Origin of the sequence: Olleya sp. R77988 (assembly GCF_044594215.1) — a bacterium.
GTDB lineage: Bacteria > Bacteroidota > Bacteroidia > Flavobacteriales > Flavobacteriaceae > Olleya.
In genome coordinates, this window is record NZ_CP138988.1 from 305,033 (window position 1) to 326,963 (window position 21,931).

Genomic DNA, 21,931 nt, shown 5'->3' on the forward strand with positions numbered 1-21,931 from the left:
TTCTTAATTGTTTTTTTCTGTTAATCTTAAAACATCTCCAAATACACCACGAGCTGTAACTGAAGCTCCAGCACCTGCTCCTTGAATTACAATTGGGTTTTCGCCATAACTCTCTGTATAAATTTCAAAAATAGAATCTGCTCCTTTTAATGCTCCTAAAGGAGATTGTTGAGATACAGAGACTAATTTTACATCTAATTTAGCTCCATTTTCATCACCTAAATCACCATGTAAATCACCAATATACCTTAATACATGACCTTGTTTTTGTGCTTGTTTTTGTTTCTGAAATGTTTCATTCATTTCATCAAAACGACTTAAAAAATCTGATGTTTTGATCTCTCTTAAATGATCTGGAATAAGGTTTTGAATATTAACATCGCTTAGCTCATTATGTAAATCCAACTCTCTAGCAAGGATTAATAATTTTCTTGCCACATCATTACCGCTTAAATCTTCTCTTGGATTTGGCTCTGTAAAACCATTATCCAATGCTTCTTGCAACACCTTTGAAAAAGGTACATCTTGTGCAGAGAAAGTATTAAATAAATAACTTAAAGATCCAGAAAAAACACCTCTAATTCTTAAAATATTTTCGCCAGAAAGATGTAATAATTTAATGGTGTCAATTAATGGTAAACCTGCACCAACATTAGTCTCATATAAATACGTTTTTTGATACTTATCTAAAGTTTGACGTAATTTTTTATAGAAACTTAAATCTATTGTATTTGCAATTTTATTTGATGACACTAAATCAAAACCAGCTTTGACTAATGGTATATAGTTTGCTACAAAGTCTACACTTGACGTATTATCTATTGCAATTAAATTTTCTAAATGATGCTTTTCAGCAAAATCAAAAACGTCTTTTAAAGCATATGGTTGTCCTATTTTAGAAAGTTTTGATTTCCAATCTTTATCAATCCCGTTGTTATTAAATACTATTTTTTTAGAATTAGCGATTGCAAAAATGTTTAACTTAATCCCTTTGCGCTTTTCAATATCTTCTGTAGATTCTATAATTTGATTAATTAAAGCTCCTCCTACTAAACCATGACCAAATATGGCAAGGTTTATTTTTTTAGAAACCCCAAAAATTTCGCCATGTATAACATTTAAAGCTTTATGTAGCTGAGATTTTTTAACTACCACGCTAACATTTTCTCCAGAAATGGTATTATTAAAGAGTATTGGAATAATCTGATTTTTAATTAATGCATTAAAAGGTTTATGAAATGTACTTAAGTCTTGTCCAATTATTGATATGACTGCTGCAGCATCTATTACACTAATTTTATTAACATCTTGAGAGTAAAAATCGTTTTCAAATTCTCTTTCTAACGCTATTACTGCTTTACTAGCTTTTTCAGCTTGGACTACAAGACCAATTCCACGCTCTGAAGAGCCTTGAGAAATTATACTAACGCTAATATTTTCTTGACTTAAAGCCTTAAAAATTCTTGCATCAACACCAACTTTTCCTAATAATCCACGACCTTCAATATTTACAAGTGCAACATTATCTAAAACAGAAAGAGATCTAATCCCTTTATTATTACTTTTTGAAGTAATAATTGTCCCCTTATCTTCTGGGTTAAAAGTATTTAATATGCGAAGCGGAATGTTTTTTTCTATTAATGGAATTATTGTTTTTGCATGTAATATTGTTGCTCCAAAATTAGCCAGTTCATTAGCTTCTGTATAAGATAGCTCGTCAATTTTTTTGGCATCTGGAACCAAGTTTGGGTCTGCTGTATAAATACCGTTTACATGTGTGTAATTTTGCAGCTCTTCTGCATCTAAATAATTAGCTAATAAAGCTGCTGTATAATTACTTCCATTCCGACCTAAAGTGGTTGTTTTTCCTTCTTTATTAGACGCAATAAAGCCTGTTACAACATTTACTGTTGTACCATTATTTTGCTTAAAATATTCGATTACATTTTTTTTAGATATTACATCTATAGGTTTTGCATTTCCGTAAGTATCATCTGTTTTTATAAGTAATCTAGCATCAGAAGTTTTAGCATTTATATTTTTTTCTTTTAATAAAGCAGTCACTAATTTTGCTGAAATTAATTCGCCTTGTGCTAAAACTTCATCTTTTATTTTTTGACTATAGTCACCTAATAAATGAATTCCAGAAAAAAGATTATCTAATCTTGAAAATTCTTCAGAAAAACTTGCATTACTTAATGTGTTTTGATCGTTTTTAAAAGCCTCTAATTGTGCTTGATAACTTTGACTTTTAATTGCTGTTTCTAAAATGGCTTCTAATTGATCTGTTGCGTTTCCTCTTGCCGAAACTACAACAGCTATTTTTTCATTAGCATTTACTTTATCTTCTATGATAGAAATTACGCGAGTCAAACCTTCTCCATTGGCTAAGGATTTTCCTCCGAATTTTAATATTTTCATTCTTTTTTCTTTTAAATCTGGCTTAAAAATGCCTTCAATAATTTTTTCAAGCTGTTCAAACTCGATTAAAAACGCATCGTGACCATGAATGGAATTAATCTCATTATAGGTTACGTTTGGATGTGTTTGCGCTAATTGTTTTTGGGTTTCTCTGTTTTCTTCAGCTGTAAAAAACAAATCAGAATCTACTGCTACAATAGTTATATTAGATTGTATTTCATTTAGTTTTATTGTGGCATCTTCAACTCCATCTGTAACATCAATTGTGCGCAATAATTGATTCATTAATTTATAAGCAGATAACTGAAAACGCTCTTGTAATTTATTTCCATGATGCAATAACCAACTTTCTACATTAAACAAATCTAAAGCTTCATTTCTTGAACGTTTAAAGCGAGACTTGAAGGATTCTGGTGTACGATAACATAGCATAGCATGCATTCTGGCATCATGAACTGGATTTTTAGAATTTACTAAAAATTGTTCTTGTATTTGGCAATTAGCCATTAACCAGTCTGTTGCTTTCCAATCTGTAGCTACCGGAATTAGATGCTTTGTTAAATCTGGTTTTAAAACAGCCATATGCCAAGCAATTCCACCACCTAATGAGCCTCCAATTATTGCAAAAAGAGATTGTATTTGTAATTGCTCTAAACCTATTAAAAATAGTTGAGCAATATCTTTTGCTATAAAATCTTTATAGTTTTCTATAACAAAACCATCATAACCATTGCCTGGAATGTTAAAGGCTAAAATGGTATAACTATTAGTATCAATTACTTTACCGTCTCCAACTAATTCTTTCCACCAACCTTCACTTCCTGCAACATTACTATTACCTGTAAGTGCATGATTTACTAATACAATTGGAGCAGTATGTAAAGCACATCCAAAAATTTGATAAGACAAATTTATATTGGTTGCTTGACCACTTTGCGTAATATATTTTATATCACTTATGTATTGTAAATCGTTCATAAAATTTTGGTTGAAATAATTCTCACACTTTAAAAATGGCAATTAAAAAGCGTGAGACTATTTCCTTATTAAACTAAAATTAAAATTATTATTAAATAGCAGAAAAAGCATCACTTAAATCCGCTTTTAAATCTTCTAAATCTTCTATTCCGACTGATAATCTAATTAAATCTTGAGTTACTCCAGCACTTGTTTGTGCTACCTCATCTAACTGTTGATGTGTTGTACTTGCAGGATGAATAATCAATGATTTTGTATCTCCAATATTTGCTAATAAAGAAAATACTTTTGTTTTATCTGCAATTGTTTTTGCAGCTTCAAAACCTCCTTTTACACCAAAGGTTACCAATCCACTTTGTCCTTTTGGTAAATATTTGTCTGCTAAACTCTTATAGGCATTACCTTCTAATCCTGGATAATTTACCCAAGCAACTTTATCTTGTTTTTCTAACCATTTTGCTAAAGCCAAAGCGTTTGCAGAATGTTGTTTTATTCTAACTGGTAAAGTTTCTAATCCTTGAATAATATTAAATGCGTTAGTTGGACTTAAAGCACCACCAAAGTCACGTAATCCTTCTAAAATTAATTTAAAAGTAAAAGCTGGTGCGCCTAAAGCTTCATGATATTTTAAACCATGATAACCTGCAGATGGTTCTGTAAATTCTGGAAACTTTCCATTTGCCCAATTAAAAGTTCCTGCATCAATAATTGCTCCACCTAATGAGGTTCCTTGCCCACCAATATATTTTGTAAGCGAATGTATTACAATATTTGCTCCATGCTTAATTGGATTTAATAAGGCTGGTGTAGCTACAGTATTATCAACAATAAATGGTACTTCTGCTGCTTTAGAATGTACAGCAATAGCTTCTAAATCTAGTACATCTAATTTTGGATTCCCAAGAGATTCTACAAAAAATGCTCTTGTATTATCTTGTACTGCTTCTGCAAAATTATCTGGATTGGAAGCATCTACAAATGTAGTTGTAATACCTAATCTTGGTAAGGTTACACTTAATAAATTATATGTACCACCATATAAACTACTAGATGCTACAATGTGATCTCCTGCTTTTAAAAGCGTTAATAATCCTGTTGAAATTGCTGCTGTACCTGAAGCAAAAACAACTGCTCCAATACCACCTTCTACAGCTGCTAAACGCTCTTGCAAAATTTGATTTGTAGGATTGTTTAAACGTGTATAAATAAATCCTAATTCTTTTAATGAAAAAAGATTAGCAGCATGTTCTGAATTATTAAAAACATACGAAGATGTTTGATAAATTGGAACAGCTCTAGCACCTCCATTTTGGGTTACATCATGTCCTGCGTGCAACGCATTGGTTGCTAATTTGTGTGTACTCATTTTTCTAAGTTTTTTTTCGAGTTAAATAAATTAATTCAAAAGTCAAATTAGCCTTGTAAGGCATATTTAATAGAAAAATGTTATAAGAAAATATACATAGCAACAGACGTGTTGTTATGTTTTGGTTATCTATCCCGAATTGGCAAAAAATAATTTGCTTCATCAAGTAGAATTTAGCACCTTCTTAATTGCTTAAGGGTTGCTAAGGCTTCAATGGGTCTAATCCCTCTGCCTTTCTTGATAACATTTCAATACAATTATTGAACTTTGTGAGCACAAATATTGCAAAATATATTTATCACAAGCAAGTAAAACAGAATATTTTTCTTAAAATTTATTAAATATCCATAAAAACAGAAATAATTTCATTAAAATACATTTAATTCGAAATAATTTTCTGCTAAAATCATATATAGCAAGCTTGATTATTTCAAACTTGCTATATTATGTAAAATTATAATGATATTATTTAAATTTTACGCAGAATTACGACTTGCGTTAATATTTCCAAATAAAGATCGTGTTACTAGTTTTTCATAAACTGCTATCAAATCTGTATCCTTATTATCTGCTTTTTCTAGTTCTTGAATTTGCTTTAAAGCAAATTGTTGGATTGTTAATAATGGTAATACAATAGACTCTCTAACTCTAATTGATGCTTTACCTGATGGCTCTTCTTGCATCAACTGGTTATAACCAGTAAGCTTTAAAATAAGGCGTTTTGTTGTTTCATATTCTGTATATATAATATTCCAAAAATCACCATATTCTGGGTCATCACTCATGTATTTAGTCAAATCAAAAAACGATTTTGACAAAGACATCATACTGTTTTCTATTAATGTTTTAAAGAAACTTGAGGTTTTAAATAATTTTTGTGCCTTTTCAAATTCGCCTGCATCTTCGTAATGCTTTAAAGCTGTTCCTACACCAAAAAATCCAGGAACATTTTGCTTTAATTGACTCCAAGACCCAACAAAAGGGATTGCTCTTAAATCTTCAAATACTAATCCTTCTGCTTTACCACGTTTAGATGGTCTACTTCCAATATTAGTCTTTGCATAGTATTTAAGCGTACTCATATGCTCTAAATACGATATAAATTTAGGATGGTTTTTAAAGTCTGCATAGGCTTGATAACTTAGTTTTGCTAAATTGTCCATTACCACTCTATTTTCTGGTAACATACGTAAATCTGAATCGCTTAAACTATTATAAATACCAGAACTTATTAATTGCTCTAAGTTATATTGTGACGAGTCCAACGTCCCAAAATTAGAACTAATGGTTTGTCCTTGTATGGTTAATTGTACTTCCTTATCTTCAATAGTTGGTCCTAATGACGCATAAAAATTATGCGTTTTTCCTCCTCCTCTTGCTGGTGGTCCACCACGACCATCAAAGAAGATTACGGTTACATCGTATTTTCTAGAAATTGCTGTTAAACGCTCTTTAGCTTTATAAATAGCCCAATTTGCCATTAAATATCCACCATCTTTTGTTCCATCACTAAACCCTAACATAATGGTTTGCTTATTACCACGCTTTTTTAAATGTGCTGCATAGGCTGGATTAGTATATAAATCTTCCATTACGATATGTGACACTTCTAGGTCTGTTATGGTTTCAAATAATGGTCCAATATCTACTGTTAAATCGTCTTGAAATGCAACTAACTTAAGCATTGCAAATAATTGCATTACATTTAAAGTGGTCTGATTATTACTAATTATATAACGGTTTGTGGCTTTTTCTCCATTTGTACTTTGAATGGTTTTTATTGCTTCTATAGTACGTAAAGCCTTTAACGTGTCTTCATCCTTTATTAAGGATAAATCTACTTTTCCATTTACTTCAGATAGGGTTTTTACTTGTTCTTTTTCTGATAATTCATGATAATTACTTGGAATAGCTTTATTACCACTTTCAATCATAGAATCTATCATGTTTGTAAATACAGCATGATGCACTCTACTATCTTGACGTATATCTAAGCTAGAAAAATGAAATCCAAATAAGTGTAATTTATTAAGTAAGCTTGTTATTTCTGAAACATATAATGATTGATGTTGGTCAATAACAATGTCTCTAATGTCTTTTAATTCAGTAACAAAATTGTCTAAAGTTAAATCAGACTCTTCATGAAGTACTTTTTTATACAGTTGGTTTTCTATAACAGAAATACGCTCTTCAACACCTTGAAATGTTAATTTTCGTTTTAATTTTCTAACATCTCTGTAATAGTTTTTAATAATAGTTTCGTGTAATCTTTGAGCTACTTTTACAGTTGTTTCTGGTGTAACAAAAGGATTTCCGTCTCTGTCTCCACCAGGCCAAAATCCTACATTTACGATATCATTATCTATCTGTTGTCCTTCAAAAATATTTTGTTGGATATAATCATAAATTTTTCCAAAGGACTCATAAAACACATTTTCCAAATACCATATTAAACTAACAGCTTCATCATAAGGTGTCGGTTTTTTATGTTTAAAGAATGGTGTTTTTCCTAATTGCGCTAACAAGTCATTAATACGAAGTAAATCGTTTTCTTTTATAGCTTCGGTCAAATCTGTAATTATTCCTAAAACTGCTCCTGGATAAAATTGAGTTGGGTGAGCAGTCAACACAATTCTAACTTTAAATTCTTCTAAATACTGACGTAATTTATCTAGTTTACCTTCTGCAGATGCACTTTCTTTTAAACTACGAAGCGTACCAATACCATCCATATTATTTACAACTGGAAATGCAGCATCCTCAATAGCATCAAATAACACAACTTGACGCTCTATATATTGAATAAAGCGAAACAGCAAATCTATTTTACTTTTATCAGATCGTCTTGCTTGATACTTTTTAAAAAAAGTATCAACAATAACCGTTGGATTGTCTCCTTTATCAAATCCTTTTTTACAAGTCTCATGAAACAAAGGAAGTAACACTCCTGTTTTAGTAATTGTATCAAAAGGAAGTGTCATAAAAATACCATTGTATATTTGATACTTAGACAATACATTTTGATTAAAACGAGTTAATTTTGGCTGTAAAGGCATAATTTAGTAGAGTTTGTTTAATTTATAAAGTTACTGAACAATTGTTTATATTTAGATTCTTAAAAAAGAATTCTCGAATTTTTATACTAAATCGTTTTCTTAATATAGATTCCATAATTAATATGTCTTTTTTTCATTAAAATGAAACCTTATTTTTTTCAATAAAAAATCAATTAACTTTTTTTAACTTAAAGAGTCTTTTTTAACTACTTTATTTTCTTATTTTTGTCCCTTTAAAATTAGGAGGACGGATTTGACTGATTGCAACCTCATTAAAAAATGCTAAAGGCAGTGTAAACTTCCTTGGACGCTTTTCGTCAAATCTACAACACATAAACAAAAACAAATATGGCGTATTTATTTACATCAGAAAGCGTGTCTGAAGGACATCCAGATAAAGTAGCAGATCAAATTAGTGATGCATTAATTGATAACTTTTTAGCGTTTGACAAAGATAGCAAAGTAGCTTGCGAAACCTTAGTAACTACTGGTCAAGTTGTGTTAGCAGGAGAAGTGAAATCTAAAACATATTTAGATGTTCAAAAAATAGCGAGAGACGTAATTAATAAAATTGGTTATACAAAAGGAGAATACATGTTTGATGGAAACTCTTGTGGTGTTTTATCTGCAATACACGAGCAGTCACCAGATATCAATCAAGGAGTTGATAGAGCTAATCCAGAAGAGCAAGGTGCTGGTGACCAAGGAATGATGTTTGGTTATGCAACTGATGAAACTGAAAACTATATGCCATTAGCATTAGAATTATCGCATAGATTATTAATAGAATTAGCAGCCTTACGTAGAGAAAATAAAGACATTACTTATCTACGTCCTGATGCTAAGTCACAAGTTACAATCGAGTATTCTGACGATAATGTTCCTCAAAGAATTGACGCTATAGTAGTATCTACACAACATGATGATTTTGACGACTCTGACGCTATTATGTTGGAAAAAATCAAAAAAGATATTGTTGAAATTTTAATTCCAAGAGTGGTTGCTAAATTGCCAGCTCATGTACAAAAATTATTTACAGATAACATTACATATCATATCAACCCAACAGGAACTTTCGTCATTGGTGAACCACATGGAGATACTGGGTTAACAGGTCGTAAAATCATTGTAGACACTTATGGAGGTAAAGGTGCACATGGTGGTGGTGCTTTTTCTGGTAAAGACCCAAGTAAAGTTGACAGATCTGGTGCATATGCAACAAGACATATTGCAAAAAATTTAGTTGCTGCAGGACTTTGTAAAGAAGTATTAGTACAGGTATCCTATGCAATTGGTGTAGCAAAACCTACAAGTATAAATGTTGAAACTTATGGAACGTCAAATGTTAATTTAACAGATGGTGAGATTAGCAAAAAAGTTGAAACCCTTTTTGATATGCGACCTTATTTTATTGAAAAACGCTTAAAATTAAGAACACCTATCTATTCTGAAACTGCTGCTTATGGCCACATGGGAAGAACACCAGAAAAGAAAACCGTTAGTTTTACAAACCCAATGGGAGAAACAGTTTCTCAAGATGTAGAAACCTTTACTTGGGAAAAACTAGATTACGTTGATAAAGTAAAAGCTGAGTTTGGAATTTAATTTGCAATCTTAAGTAAAACATAAAAAAGCCTTTCAATAATTGAAAGGCTTTTTTATTTTATTGTGCTTTCCATTTTATTGGTAAATGCACTACTTTTTTAGTTTCAAAAAAATCTTCTTCATAAAAATCTGAAATATTATAAATGGTAGTGGTTTGATAGTTTTGTAACTCCTCTGTTAAATCACCTCCTTTAAGATATAAAACTCCGTTTTTCAATTCGTTTAGTTGTGTTTTTGCAACTTTACCTTTAATCCAATGTACAAAGGTTGGCATTGCTGCAACTGCACGACTAATAATAAAATCGTAAGTTTCTTTAATATCTTCTACTCTACTATGGGTAACTTTTACATTATCTAACTCTAAACCAGCAACAACTTCTCTTACAACGTTTAATTTTTTGTTAATACTATCTACTAAATGAAAATCGCATTCTGGAAATAAAATAGCTAAAGGGATTCCTGGAAAACCTCCACCTGTACCTACATCCATTAAAGATGTATCATCTTTAAACTGGACAACTTTAGCAATTGCTAAAGAGTGTAATACATGGCGTAAATACAGCTCATCAATATCTTTTCTAGAAACCACGTTTATTTTTAGGTTCCAATCCTTATACAAACTCTCCAGTTTTGTAAACTGTTCAATTTGTAATGGTGTTAAATCGGGAAAATACTTTAAAATCAGTTCCATGGTAGTAAAAAATTTCAGCAAAAATATGCATTTTAACCCTAAAAAAGGGGTTTCGGTTTTAGTTAATTAATTATCTTTACAGCAAATATTATTTGACGAATTTATTCGTTATAATAAAATAATACAAGTACAATGTCAAAGCAAACAATAAGTTTTTCAAGAACAGACTCTGCAAAATTTTTTAAAACACTAAACAAACGTGTTAATAATTATTTTAAAGAAAACAATATTAAAAAAACAGGTAACTGGAAGTTATATATTAAAGCTATAATAATGTTTACATTATTACTAGGTCCTTTAGTCCTACTTTTAACGGTAGATCTACCAACTTGGCTACAAATTATATCTATGATGGTAATAGGTATTGGAATGGCTGGAGTAGGAATGAATGTAATGCATGACGCTAATCATGGTTCTTTTTCTAGTAAAAAATGGGTCAATAGGTTAATGGGAAGCAGCATACACATACTTGCTGGTAACGATTATAATTGGAAGGTACAACACAATGTATTACACCATACTTACACAAACATCCAAGGACATGATGAAGATATTGATGCTGGACGAATTATTCGTTTTTCTAAACATTCTAAATGGTTAAAAATCCACCAATACCAAAAATATTATGCCTTTTTATTGTATGGTTTACTAACTGTAAATTGGGCTATTACAACAGATTTTAAACAAACCTATCAATATTTAAAAAGAAAATTATCTTATGGAGATTTTCCTAAACCAGCCACACAATGGACTAAATTAATTATTGGTAAAATAATATACTATTCTATTTGGGTAGTTTTACCTTTAACTTTAGGTTATACTTGGTGGCAAGTTTTAATAGGATTTTTAATTATGCATTATACTGCTGGAATCATATTAAGTGTTGTGTTTCAATTAGCACATGTTATGCCTAATACAGAAATGCCTATTCCAGATGAAAATGGTACAATGAAAAACACTTGGGCTATCCACCAGTTATTTACTACTTCAAATTTTTCGCCTAAAAACTGGTTAGTAGAGTTTTATACTGGAGGACTAAACAGACAAGTAGAACACCACTTATTTGCACACATTAGCCATGTACATTACAAAAATATCGCTAAAATTGTTAAAGAAACTGCGCATGAATTTAGCCTACCATATAACGAGTACAAAACCATGTGGAAAGCAATTGGCGAACATTATCAACAACTAAAAGTATTAGGTAAAAACCCTAATCTAGCTTAACTAAACTAACTATACAACTACCAAACAACAACTATAATAATGAACCAACTTTCGGATAGAATTACAAACATGTCTACCTCAGCCACTTTAGCTATGGCTGCAAAAGCAAGAGAATTAAGAGCAGAAGGAAAAGATATAATAGGATTAAGTTTAGGAGAACCTGATTTTAATACTCCAGATTTTATTAAAGACGCAGCTATCCAAGCTATTAATGACAACTATAATTCTTACACACCTGTTGATGGCTATGTAGAGTTAAAAGAAGCTATTATCACTAAGTTTAAACGTGATAACAACTTAACTTATACGTTACCACAAATTGTAGTATCTACAGGTGCTAAACAAAGTTTAGCTAATGTTGCTGCTGTTTTACTTAATAAAGGTGATGAAGTTATCTTACCATGTCCTTATTGGGTAAGTTACTCTGATATTGTAAAACTTAGTGAAGGTGTTCCTGTAGAAGTACAAACCAGTATTGATACTGACTTTAAAATGACACCAGCACAATTAGAAGCTGCTATTACACCAAAGACAAAAATGATTTGGTTTAGTAGTCCTTGTAACCCAAGTGGATCTTTATATAGTAAAACAGAATTAGAAGCTTTAGCTGAAGTCATAAAAAAACATGACAACATATATGTAGTCTCTGATGAGATTTACGAACATATTAATTACACTGGAAAAGCTCACGCTAGTATGGCTGGAGTAGATGGTATGCAAGACAGAACCGTTACAGTTAATGGTGTATCTAAAGCATTTGCAATGACTGGCTGGCGTATTGGTTATATTGGTGCTCCAGATTGGATAGCACGTGCTTGTAACAAAATGCAAGGTCAAGTAACTAGTGGTGCAAATTGTATTGCACAACGTGCAGTAATTACTGCTTTAAATGCAGACCCTAGTGTTGTACAGTTTATGGTTGACGAGTTTAAAGTACGTCGTGACTTAGTTTTAGACTTATTAAGTGATATTGAAGGTTTTAACACTAATACACCCGAAGGTGCATTTTATGTTTTTCCAGATGTTACATACTTCTTTGGAAAGACTTTACGTGGTAAAACTATAAATAACGCTACAGATTTTTCTTTATACCTTTTAGAGGAAGCTTTAGTGGCTACAGTAACTGGTGATGCTTTTGGTAATCCAAATTGTATTAGAATTAGTTATGCAGCTTCCCAAGAACAAATTATAGAAGCTATTAAACGTATTAAAGAAGCGGTTAGTTAATAATTAACCCTTTATTCATATTTAAAAAAGCCTCACAATTGTGAGGCTTTACTTTATGTGAAATCATAAATATTACTACATTGCAAATCAAGCTGATCATATCTTATTTTACTAAAACAAAAACTATAATTAATATTAAAACTGATACAAAAAGTAGTAAACGATAAATTGCTTTTTTACGTGCTTCATTTTTAATCTTCCTCTTAATATTACTTAACTGTTTTGGAGTTGCCTTAGGTATATGACTAAAATCTAATGCGCTTTTTTTTGATAAAGAAGATTTGTCAAATTTATTTTTCTTTCGTCTTAAAATACTTTTATTAGACTTTAAAACTGATTGCATATACTCTCCTAAAGGCATCCCAATTCATTATTAAATTAATCCGCTATTACAAAAGACTTACAAACCAGACAAAAAGCCCTATAAATAAAATAACAAACAATACTAATCTTTTGTAAAAACGCTTCTTGTTTTCGCTTAATAAACGCTTTCTTATATTTTGATGATATTCCGTATTTAAAATTAAATGATCGAATTTTTCCTTTTCGACCTTATTAGGCTTACCTGGACTATAAACAAATTTCTCCCTATTAGTATTTTTTAATAAGTTTCTGTTGTTTTTTATTACAGAAGAAGAAGATCCACCATGCATAGCTCCAGAGATTTAAAAGGTTAAACAAAAAAACTGCTATACATATATGTAGCAGTTTTTAAATAAATGTTACACTCTGTGATTAAGAAAATAACATAAGACTAATTTAACTTAAATAATAGCAATGATTGTCATTACCAAAAACAATAATACTTTAAGCGATGTAGCAGCAGAAGAACAAGTTCTGTTATAAGACCAACTTTTTAAGTGTTGTTTTCTAGTAAATAAAGATTTTGATTTAATGTTTTTAAAATTCTTTTTTACAATTGACTTGTAATTGGAGTTTAAAATACCTGAATAATTATTTATTGAATAGATTAATTCTGGTTTTAAAGATTGTTTGGTGATTGATAAATTCATGATTGGATTGATGTATTGGTTATATAATAAAGACGAGTCAGTCTTTAAAATGTTACAATACTGCATAAAACCACAACAGATACAAGTCTTTTATCGATTACGCCAAAAGAAAGGCGTTAATAAAATAAGAACTGTAAACAGCTCCAAACGACCAATTAGCATTAAAAAAGCAGACCACCATTTACCAATTGCTGGCAACGAGGAATAATTATCCACTGGACTAAATTTTCCTAAAGCTGGACCAACATTACCTAAACTTGATGCTGCAATACCTATTGAAGATTCAAAATCTATTTCCATCATAGAAAACCCTAAAGATCCTACAATAAAAGCAATCATGTACAGAATAAAGAACCCTAATATATTAAATACAATATCTCCAGAAATGGCTCTTTTATTATAACGTACTGGTAAAATTGCATTGGGATGTAATGTGCGTTTAAACTCTAAAAAACCGTTTTTAATTAATACTAAATGACGGACTACTTTTACACCTCCAGCAGTACTTCCTGCAGATCCACCTAAAAACATTAGTCCAAAAAAGAGTACTACTAAAAATGGTGTCCACAAAGTAAAATCTGCGGTTACAAATCCTGTAGTTGTAATAACTGATATAACTTGAAATAAGGCATGCCTAAAAGCACTTTCAGCTTCTCCCCAAACCATTGGGTGTGCTATAGAAGACGCTGTTACATCTGCTCTAAAATATATTATTAAAGATGCAATAATTGTAAATATTGCTATAAATTTAAAGTATAATTTAAACTCTTCATCATGTATTATTTTCTGTACTTTTCCTTTAAAAGCAAAATAACTAAGTACAAAATTGGATCCTGCTAAAAACATAAATACAATAATTATATATTGTATTATTGGCTTATTATTCCAATACGCTACACTAGCATTTTTAGTAGAAAAACCTCCAGTTGAGAGTGTACACATAGAGTGATTTATAGCATCAAAAAAAGTCATTCCAGCAACATTTAACAAGATAGTTTCTGCTGCTGTATATCCAAAATAGATTAACCACAATCGTTTTGCGGTATCTGTAATTCTTGGATGTAGTTTGTCTGCACTTGGTCCTGGTGCTTCTGCAGCAAATAATTGCATACCACCAATTCCTAAAAGCGGAAGTATAGCAACTGCAAGTACAATAATACCCATTCCACCAATCCAATGCGTTAAGCTTCGCCAGAATAATATACCTTTTGGCAATACTTCTATATCATTTAAAATAGAAGCTCCAGTTGTTGTAAAACCTGACATGGTTTCAAAAAAAGCATTTGTAAAATTAGGAATACTATTAGTGGCTAAATATGGAATTGCTCCAGAAAGTGACATAACAATCCATCCAAATGCGACGACAATATAACCTTCGCGTTTATTCATTTCTTTGTTATGATTGCGATGATGCAACATACCAAATAACCCAAAAATAAGAATTCCGATTCCTGATAAAAATAATTCTAGTGTAACTCCATCTTTATATAAAAAACTAACCAATGCAGACACTAAAATAAAACCACCATTAAAAACTAATAGTAATCCAAAAAAATAAAAGATAATTTTATAATTAAGTCGTAAACGTTTTCCCATTATAAAAATAGTTTTTCTACTTCTTTAATAGATCGTGGCAAACAACATACAACAATATAATCTCCTTCTTCAATCTTAAAGCTTCCTAAAGCGATTAGTCCTTCTCCATTTCTTATAACTCCTCCAACAATTGCAGAACGCGGAAATTTAACATCCTTAATAATTTTATTACAAATTTTAGACGTTGCTTTAACTTTAAACTCTAATAGCTCAGCGTTCATATTATTTAGCTTAGTCATAGCAATAACTTCACCTCTACGTATGTATCTAAAAATATTGTTGGCAGCTAATAGTTTTTTATTAATTAAGGTATCAATACCAATGGACTGTGATAATTCAAAATAGTCCATATTCTCTACCAATGCTATTGTCTTTTTAACACCTTTAGATTTAGCTACTAAACAAGACATAATATTGGTTTCAGAATTACCTGTTACCGAAATAAAAGCATCCATTTCGCTAATACTTTCTTCTTCCAAAAGTTCTACATTACGTCCATCTCCATTAATAACTAATACATTAGGCAAATCATCTGCAAGGTCAAAAGCAGCGTCTTTATTGTTTTCAATTAGCTTAACATTAAAATTACTTGCGGATAAATCTCTGGATGTTTTAAAACCAATCTTACTTCCTCCTAAGATCATAACATCCTTAATTGGTGTATTGGTTTTTCCTGTCATTTTACACAACTCATCATCTCCTCCAGGATTAGTAATAAAAACGACATTATCGCCTTCTCTAAAATCTGTATCTCCTCTTGGTATAATGGTATATTGTGTACCAAATCGTTGTATTGCAATTGGCACAAAGTGTATTTCAGAAAATAATTGAGCTGCTTCTTTTACTGTTTTACCAACAAAACTTGCGGTTCTGGATAAGCTTAAACTAACCATAGTTAATGCTCCATCTTCAAACTCGTAACTATCTTTAAATGCAGATTGATTTAGAAGTAATTCGATCTCTGCTGCTGCTAAACTTTCTGGCGAAATCAGCTCGTCAATTCCAAATTTGGTAAAACCAACTTCATCTTTGTGCGAAATAAACTCTGTATTAGAAATTCTGGCTATCGTACGCTTTGCACCTAATTGCTTTGCAATTACGCAAACAGTAATATTTGTAGTTTCGGAAGCTGTAACACCAATAAACAAGTCTGCTGTATCAATTTTTGCTTCTTTTAAAATAGCAATTGATGTCGCATCTCCTTTTAAAACCTTGATATCTAAATGATTGTCAGCATAAGATAAACTGTCTCTGTCTGTATCAATAAGTGTAATTTCTTGAGACTCGTAAGACAATAATTTTGCTAAATGAAATCCTACTTCACCAGCTCCAGCAATAATTATTTTCATAATTCTTTAATAATCGAGCGACAAAGATAATTAATTTAAAGATTTAAGTCTCAATTATTTATTCTTTTGAAGTTTTACAGACTATCCTTAATGCGTTATCTTTGTCAAAAATTTGATTTTGACAAAAGTAAACCCTTATAAAAATAGTGATTTAGGAAAGAAAGAACAGGTAACCAAAATGTTTGACACTATATCTGGCGAATATGATGGTTTAAACCGAGTTATCTCTTTTGGAATTGATATTAAATGGCGAAAAAAAGTAGTTGCATTAATAAAAGCAACTAACCCAAAAAACGTTTTAGATATCGCAACAGGAACTGGTGATTTAGCTATTAATCTAGCAGAAACAAGTGCTGATAAAATTGTTGGTTTAGACATTAGCAGCGGAATGCTAGAGGTTGGAAAACAAAAAATAAAAGCCAAAAATTTAGATCAAAAAATAGAGATGATAATTGGTGATTCCGAGAATATGCCTTTTGACGACAATACTTTTGATGCCATTACAGTAGCATTTGGAGTCCGCAATTTTGAAACTTTAGAAAAAGGTTTAAAAGATATTTTACGTGTTTTAAAACCTGGAGGTATCTTTGTTATTTTAGAAACTTCTGTACCAACCAAATTTCCTTTTAAACAAGGTTATCAGTTTCATTCTAAAATAATATTACCAACCGTAGGAAAGTTATTTTCTAAAGATAAAACAGCCTATAAATACTTAAGTGAAAGTGCTAACGTTTTTCCTTATGGAGAAGCACTAAACAATATTTTACGTAATATTGGGTTTATTAATGTTACAGATATGCCTCAAACATTTGGTGTAGCTACAATTTACAAAGCATCAAAAGAATAATGAATACAAAACATATTTATATTTTACTGTTTACTCTTTTTTTAACAACTGCGTCTCAAGCACAATTGTTCTCAAAAGAAAAAGTACGAAATCTAGAATCTGTAGATAAAGAAACCCTAAGTTGGGGTTACTATTTAGGATTTAACAATCTAGATTTTAAGTTTGATTACAATAATAATATTGGAGATATTCAAACAGAACGCACTATTGGTTTTAACGTTGGACTTTTAGGTAATGTACGTCTTAATGATTATTTTGATTTACGTTTTGAACCTGGTTTGGTTATCTCACAACGTAATTTAATGTATAGCGAAAATTATTTTGCAGGTTTTGATGAAGAAGTAACAGACTCTGATTTATTAAGAGAAGTTAAAGCTACTTATGTTTATTTTCCTTTATTATTAAAAATTTCTACAAAACGTGTTAACAACTTCAAGCCTTTTATAATGGCTGGAATATCGACTGCTATTAATTTATCTAGTAACGAGCAGAATCCTGACGACAATTATGCTGGAGCATTTAGAATGGTAAAGAACATGCAGTTTTTTGAGCTTGGCTTTGGAATGGATTTTTATTTAGATCGTTTTAAGTTTACACCATCTATTAGAGGTGTTTTTGCAATGAAAGACGAAATTGTAAGAGACAAAGACCCTAACAGTCCTTGGACTGGCAATGTTAATTTGATGCAAACACGAGGTGTTTTCATTAATTTTACAGTGCAGTAAACCTTCCTACAAGAACTCAATTATTTTGTTAAAAACCTGCATTGCAAATAGATAATAACTATATGCAATTGGAATATTTATAAGCATTAATATAATACTTAATTTAATTCTCTTTTTTTCTTCACTTTCAGGATATTTAACAATTAACCCAACTAAAAAAATCGTGTTTAAAATAAAAGCAGCAATTAGATAAATCAGACCAATAATCAAAAAAACTGAATCTTCTGACAAATAAAAAAACAATAAAATTAGAGAACCAAACACAAAAGATAGCAAAGCTATTAGTCTGCTAATTTCAATGATTCCTGTAACTTTATTTAAAGCTTTCATTAACTCTAACTTCTTCTAAATTCGCTCAACAAAATAGCTCCAGCTGTAGCTACGTTTAAACTTTCTGTAGCTTGTAAATCTCCAAATCGTGGAATACTAATTTTATTAGTTACAGAAGCTTCAATGGGTTTTGAGATACCATTGGCTTCGTTTCCTAAAATTAAAACACCTTCTTTTGGTAAAGTAGATTTGTACACATTTACACCATCCATAAAAGCGCCAAAAACAGGTAATTTGGTATTTTTTAAAAATACTTCTAAATCTGTATAGTGTATTGAAACTCTGGTTAAAGATCCCATGGTTGCTTGGACTACTTTTGGGTTATAACAGTCTACAGTTTCTTTACTACAAATTAATTGTTTTACGCCAAACCAGTCACATAGCCTAATAATTGTGCCCAAATTTCCTGGATCACGTATAGCGTCTAAAGCCAATATCAAACCATTATCGTTTAAATTTTCTGTTTCAGAAATTTTAAAAACTGCTAATGCAGTATTTGGACTACTTAAAAAGCTAATCTTTTTTAAATCTTTATCTGTTATAATCGTTTCATCTTCAATATTAAAAGGGTCTGTGGTAAATAAATCCACTAATTTTAAATTAGAATTTAAAAACTCGTTTATAACCTTAACACCTTCAGCAATAAATAAACCCTCTTGTTGTCTATATTTTTTTTGCTTTAAACGCGTTATATTTTTAATTTGATTTTTAGAAAGCACAACTATAAAATTTTTATAAAGAAAATGAAAAAATTGCAGTTAACACTAATTTTACTATGAAATGGTGTATTTTTGAATTAGGTAGATAATTAGGCATCAAATTTGCAATAATCGTCGATATTAGTTAATCATTCAATTGAAAAAAAATCATTTAAAAATAATAGTTTCAATAGCATTTTTAATGCTATTTAGCGCATGTAATACGGTTAAACGTGTTGCAGACAATCAACATCTATTAATAAACAACAACTTAACTATTAATGACAAAAAGGTAGTTAATGATACTATTTCAAATTTATTGTATCAAAAACCAAATACAAGATTACCTATACCTTACACCACAATACCACTAAGACTTTACCTTTATAATACTGCACGTCCAAATATAGATTCTATTTTACATGCTGACTACTATAGTCAACCAGAAAAAATGAAACGTAAATCTAGATTTTTATCTAGAAAACAATTAGAAAAAAGAATAGAATCTAAAGCCAATTTTAACAGGTGGTTAAAACGTACTGGAGAAGCTCCTGTTATTGTGGATACTGCTCTTACCAGAAAATCTATTACAAGATTAGAAAGCTATTATAAAACTAACGGTTGGTTTAATGCAAAAGCTAAATATAAAATCAATAAAACAGAAGATAAAAAAGCATCTATTGATTATATTATTACAACTGGAAAACCTTACACATTTGATACTGTTTCGTCAAAAATCAATTCTACTGAAGTAGAAAAAATTTATAATGAACATAAAGACAAAAGCTTATTAAAAGCTGGAAAACAGTATCGTATATCCAATGTTTATGAAGAAGAAGATAGGATTGTAGAGTTAATGCGCGACAATGGTGTCTATCATTTTAGTCAAGATTATGTTAGCTTTGTTGGAGACACAATACTTGGTAATAATAAAATGAATATTGAAACCATTATTGAAGATCGATTAATCAGAGAAGAAGAAACATCCAGACGTGAGCCATTTAAAATCTACAAAGTAAAAGACGTAAATATTTACACCAATAGTTCTTTTAAAAACAGAAACCAAGTTATTAAAGACACTACTATTTATGACGGTTATAACATCTATAGTATTGGTAAACTTAAATACAAACCTAGAGCTTTAACAAACTCAGTTTTTATTACACCTGATGCTGTATTTAAAGATAAAAACAGACCGCTTACTTCAAGAAAAATAAGCGATTTACGCACTTTTAAATACCCAAATATTGACTACGTCGAAAACCCAGACACAACACTTACCGCAAATATATTTTTAACACCTTTAAAAAAGTTTGAATTAGAGTTTAGTGCAGAAGCATTACAAAGTAATATCCAAACCATTGGTTTTTCAGTAAATCCTAGCTTATTAATTAGAAATGTATTTAATGCAGCAGAAACCCTAGAAATATCAGGATTTACATCTATTGGAGCATCAAAAGACGCAAACAACGACGATGATAAGTTTTTTGATATTAATGAACTTGGTGCTAATTTAAAATTAACTATTCCTAGGTTGTTTTCTCCTTTTAATACAGAAAAAATTATACCAAAACACATGTTTCCAACAACAAGATTAACTGTTGCTGCGTCTAGCCAAACCAATATTGGATTGGACAAACAATCTTTTACTGGGTCTTTTAATTATAGATGGTACCCAAACAATACAGTTACCAATAAGTTAGATTTATTTAATGTGCAATTTGTAAAAAACTTAAACACGTCTAACTACTTTAATGTCTATGACAACTCTTACGATTCTTTAAATACAATTGCTCAAACTAGTGGTTTTATTGGTACAAATAGCAATCTAGGCATACCTACAGAAGCAGACACTTTTTTAAGCCTAATAGAAAGCGGAACATACGACAGTATTTTATCTGAAGACGATTTGGATACTGCAAATGCTATAAACGAAAGAAAACAAAGACTAACAGAAGACAACCTTATTTTTGCAACCAATTTTAGTTATGTTAAAGACAGAAGAGACAACTTAGCAGACGAGGATTTTTCAATTTTTAAAGCAAGAGTAGAGTTAGCAGGAAATTTATTCTCTTTAACTTCAAGAGTCTTAGGCTTAGAAAAAAATGCAGATGACAAACAAGAGTTGTTTAATGTGGCATTCTCTCAATACATAAAAACTGAATTGGATTATATCAAACATTGGCGTTTAGGTTACAAAAATGTTTTAGCAGTCAGAACCTTTTTTGGAATTGCAATACCTTATGGCAACTCTACCAACATACCATTTTCTAAAAGTTTTTTTGCAGGAGGAGCTAATGACAACAGAGCTTGGTCTGCATACAACCTTGGACCAGGAAGCCTAGAAACAACTAACGAGTTTAATGAAGCCAACCTAAAAATAGCATTAAGCGCAGAGCAACGTTTTAATCTTTTTGGACCTTTAAATGGAGCTATTTTTATTGACGCTGGAAACATTTGGAATGTCTTAGATGATATTGAAGATGAAGAAGCCACATTCTCCGGAATAAAATCTTTAAAAGACATAGCAGTAGGATCTGGCTTTGGTATTAGATATGACTTTAACTTTTTTGTATTACGTGGTGATATTGGATTTAAAACTTATGATCCATCATATTCTGATGGCAATAGATGGTTTAATGATTACAACTTTTCAAACGCAGTTTACAACATCGGAATCAACTATCCATTCTAATAAAAATTAGCGTTTTAGCTAAAACGTTTGCGTCGTTTTATTGACAATTCTTTATAAAATATTACAATTTTCATTACTTTTGAAGCTATACAAATTCAATTAAAAAA

General features: G+C 30.6%; 16 protein-coding genes and 1 riboswitch. Of the genes, 6 read left to right on the forward strand and 10 right to left on the reverse strand.

Annotated features, from left to right (window positions below; translation table 11 throughout):
* Nucleotides 1-3: 3 nt before the first annotated feature.
* The 3 genes from thrA to SJY17_RS01450 form a co-directional block, all read right to left on the reverse strand.
* Nucleotides 4-3,399 carry a bifunctional aspartate kinase/homoserine dehydrogenase I gene (gene thrA, locus SJY17_RS01440; protein WP_397363670.1) on the reverse strand — a complete coding sequence of 1,132 codons (3,396 nt, stop codon included), beginning with the start codon at nucleotides 3,397-3,399 and terminating at the stop codon, nucleotides 4-6.
* 91 nt (nucleotides 3,400-3,490) lie between these two features.
* Nucleotides 3,491-4,765 carry an O-acetylhomoserine aminocarboxypropyltransferase/cysteine synthase family protein gene (locus tag SJY17_RS01445; RefSeq protein WP_397363671.1) on the reverse strand — a complete coding sequence of 425 codons (1,275 nt, stop codon included), beginning with the start codon at nucleotides 4,763-4,765 and terminating at the stop codon, nucleotides 3,491-3,493.
* A 122-nt stretch (nucleotides 4,766-4,887) separates the two neighbouring features.
* A riboswitch (SAM riboswitch) is annotated at nucleotides 4,888-5,012 on the reverse strand.
* Nucleotides 5,013-5,241: 229 nt separating this feature from the next.
* Entirely contained in the window at nucleotides 5,242-7,821 is a 2,580-nt protein-coding gene (locus SJY17_RS01450) for a phosphoenolpyruvate carboxylase (RefSeq protein WP_397363672.1), read from the reverse strand.
* 348 nt (nucleotides 7,822-8,169) lie between these two features.
* Here SJY17_RS01450 and metK point away from each other — a divergent pair, with 348 nt between their 5' ends.
* Nucleotides 8,170-9,426 (forward strand): methionine adenosyltransferase, encoded by a 1,257-nt coding sequence (gene metK, locus SJY17_RS01455; protein WP_397363673.1) that lies wholly within the window; start codon nucleotides 8,170-8,172, stop codon nucleotides 9,424-9,426.
* Between the two features lie 58 nt (nucleotides 9,427-9,484).
* Here metK and rsmG read toward each other — a convergent pair whose 3' ends face one another.
* Nucleotides 9,485-10,117: a 16S rRNA (guanine(527)-N(7))-methyltransferase RsmG gene (gene rsmG / locus SJY17_RS01460; RefSeq protein WP_397363674.1), complete on the reverse strand. Its 633-nt coding sequence runs from the start codon at nucleotides 10,115-10,117 to the stop codon at nucleotides 9,485-9,487.
* A 132-nt stretch (nucleotides 10,118-10,249) separates the two neighbouring features.
* On the opposite strand from rsmG, the gene SJY17_RS01465 reads away from it, so the two are divergent.
* Complete coding sequence (locus SJY17_RS01465) at nucleotides 10,250-11,344, forward strand: fatty acid desaturase family protein (RefSeq protein ID WP_397363675.1); 1,095 nt, start codon at nucleotides 10,250-10,252, stop codon at nucleotides 11,342-11,344.
* Nucleotides 11,345-11,383: 39 nt separating this feature from the next.
* Nucleotides 11,384-12,571 carry a pyridoxal phosphate-dependent aminotransferase gene (locus tag SJY17_RS01470; protein ID WP_397363676.1) on the forward strand — a complete coding sequence of 396 codons (1,188 nt, stop codon included), beginning with the start codon at nucleotides 11,384-11,386 and terminating at the stop codon, nucleotides 12,569-12,571.
* A gap of 389 nt (nucleotides 12,572-12,960) precedes the next feature.
* On the opposite strand, the gene SJY17_RS01475 is transcribed toward SJY17_RS01470, so the two are convergent.
* The 4 genes from SJY17_RS01475 to trkA form a co-directional block, all read right to left on the reverse strand.
* Nucleotides 12,961-13,224 carry a hypothetical protein gene (locus SJY17_RS01475; RefSeq protein WP_397363677.1) on the reverse strand — a complete coding sequence of 88 codons (264 nt, stop codon included), beginning with the start codon at nucleotides 13,222-13,224 and terminating at the stop codon, nucleotides 12,961-12,963.
* Nucleotides 13,225-13,335: 111 nt separating this feature from the next.
* Entirely contained in the window at nucleotides 13,336-13,584 is a 249-nt protein-coding gene (locus tag SJY17_RS01480; protein WP_397363678.1) for a hypothetical protein, read from the reverse strand.
* Between the two features lie 90 nt (nucleotides 13,585-13,674).
* Entirely contained in the window at nucleotides 13,675-15,180 is a 1,506-nt protein-coding gene (locus SJY17_RS01485; protein ID WP_397363679.1) for a TrkH family potassium uptake protein, read from the reverse strand.
* A complete protein-coding gene (gene trkA, locus SJY17_RS01490) occupies nucleotides 15,180-16,529 on the reverse strand; it encodes a Trk system potassium transporter TrkA (RefSeq protein WP_397363680.1) in 1,350 nt (449 codons plus the stop codon). Before trkA ends, SJY17_RS01485 begins: the two co-directional genes overlap by 1 nt.
* A gap of 115 nt (nucleotides 16,530-16,644) precedes the next feature.
* Between trkA and ubiE the strand changes: the two genes are divergently transcribed.
* Both ubiE and SJY17_RS01500 read left to right on the forward strand, forming a co-directional pair.
* On the forward strand, nucleotides 16,645-17,376 hold the full coding sequence (gene ubiE / locus SJY17_RS01495; protein ID WP_397364852.1) for a bifunctional demethylmenaquinone methyltransferase/2-methoxy-6-polyprenyl-1,4-benzoquinol methylase UbiE: 732 nt from the start codon (nucleotides 16,645-16,647) through the stop codon (nucleotides 17,374-17,376).
* Nucleotides 17,376-18,101, forward strand: coding sequence for a porin family protein (locus tag SJY17_RS01500; protein ID WP_397363681.1), 726 nt, complete (start codon nucleotides 17,376-17,378; stop codon nucleotides 18,099-18,101). The genes ubiE and SJY17_RS01500 overlap by 1 nt, the downstream gene beginning before the upstream one ends.
* 6 nt (nucleotides 18,102-18,107) lie before the next feature.
* On the opposite strand, the gene SJY17_RS01505 is transcribed toward SJY17_RS01500, so the two are convergent.
* Nucleotides 18,108-18,431 carry a hypothetical protein gene (locus tag SJY17_RS01505; RefSeq protein ID WP_397363682.1) on the reverse strand — a complete coding sequence of 108 codons (324 nt, stop codon included), beginning with the start codon at nucleotides 18,429-18,431 and terminating at the stop codon, nucleotides 18,108-18,110.
* A 5-nt stretch (nucleotides 18,432-18,436) separates the two neighbouring features.
* Nucleotides 18,437-19,150: a TrmH family RNA methyltransferase gene (locus tag SJY17_RS01510; protein WP_397363683.1), complete on the reverse strand. Its 714-nt coding sequence runs from the start codon at nucleotides 19,148-19,150 to the stop codon at nucleotides 18,437-18,439.
* A gap of 136 nt (nucleotides 19,151-19,286) precedes the next feature.
* Between SJY17_RS01510 and SJY17_RS01515 the strand changes: the two genes are divergently transcribed.
* On the forward strand, nucleotides 19,287-21,824 hold the full coding sequence (locus SJY17_RS01515) for a BamA/TamA family outer membrane protein (RefSeq protein ID WP_397363684.1): 2,538 nt from the start codon (nucleotides 19,287-19,289) through the stop codon (nucleotides 21,822-21,824).
* Nucleotides 21,825-21,931: the final 107 nt, after the last annotated feature.

Excerpts from the sequence above, each read along its gene's own strand:
- SJY17_RS01470 (WP_397363676.1), top strand. The coding sequence starts at position 11,384 with ATGAACCAACTTTCGGATAGAATTACAAACATGTCTACCTCAGCCACT.
- SJY17_RS01480 (WP_397363678.1), bottom strand. The coding sequence starts at position 13,584 with ATGAATTTATCAATCACCAAACAATCTTTAAAACCAGAATTAATCTAT.
- SJY17_RS01500 (WP_397363681.1), top strand. The coding sequence starts at position 17,376 with ATGAATACAAAACATATTTATATTTTACTGTTTACTCTTTTTTTAACA.
- SJY17_RS01505 (WP_397363682.1), bottom strand. The coding sequence starts at position 18,431 with ATGAAAGCTTTAAATAAAGTTACAGGAATCATTGAAATTAGCAGACTA.
- SJY17_RS01465 (WP_397363675.1), top strand. The coding sequence starts at position 10,250 with ATGTCAAAGCAAACAATAAGTTTTTCAAGAACAGACTCTGCAAAATTT.
- thrA (WP_397363670.1), bottom strand. The coding sequence starts at position 3,399 with ATGAACGATTTACAATACATAAGTGATATAAAATATATTACGCAAAGT.
- SJY17_RS01445 (WP_397363671.1), bottom strand. The coding sequence starts at position 4,765 with ATGAGTACACACAAATTAGCAACCAATGCGTTGCACGCAGGACATGAT.
- rsmG (WP_397363674.1), bottom strand. The coding sequence starts at position 10,117 with ATGGAACTGATTTTAAAGTATTTTCCCGATTTAACACCATTACAAATT.
- metK (WP_397363673.1), top strand. The coding sequence starts at position 8,170 with ATGGCGTATTTATTTACATCAGAAAGCGTGTCTGAAGGACATCCAGAT.
- SJY17_RS01450 (WP_397363672.1), bottom strand. The coding sequence starts at position 7,821 with ATGCCTTTACAGCCAAAATTAACTCGTTTTAATCAAAATGTATTGTCT.
- trkA (WP_397363680.1), bottom strand. The coding sequence starts at position 16,529 with ATGAAAATAATTATTGCTGGAGCTGGTGAAGTAGGATTTCATTTAGCA.
- SJY17_RS01485 (WP_397363679.1), bottom strand. The coding sequence starts at position 15,180 with ATGGGAAAACGTTTACGACTTAATTATAAAATTATCTTTTATTTTTTT.
- SJY17_RS01475 (WP_397363677.1), bottom strand. The coding sequence starts at position 13,224 with ATGCATGGTGGATCTTCTTCTTCTGTAATAAAAAACAACAGAAACTTA.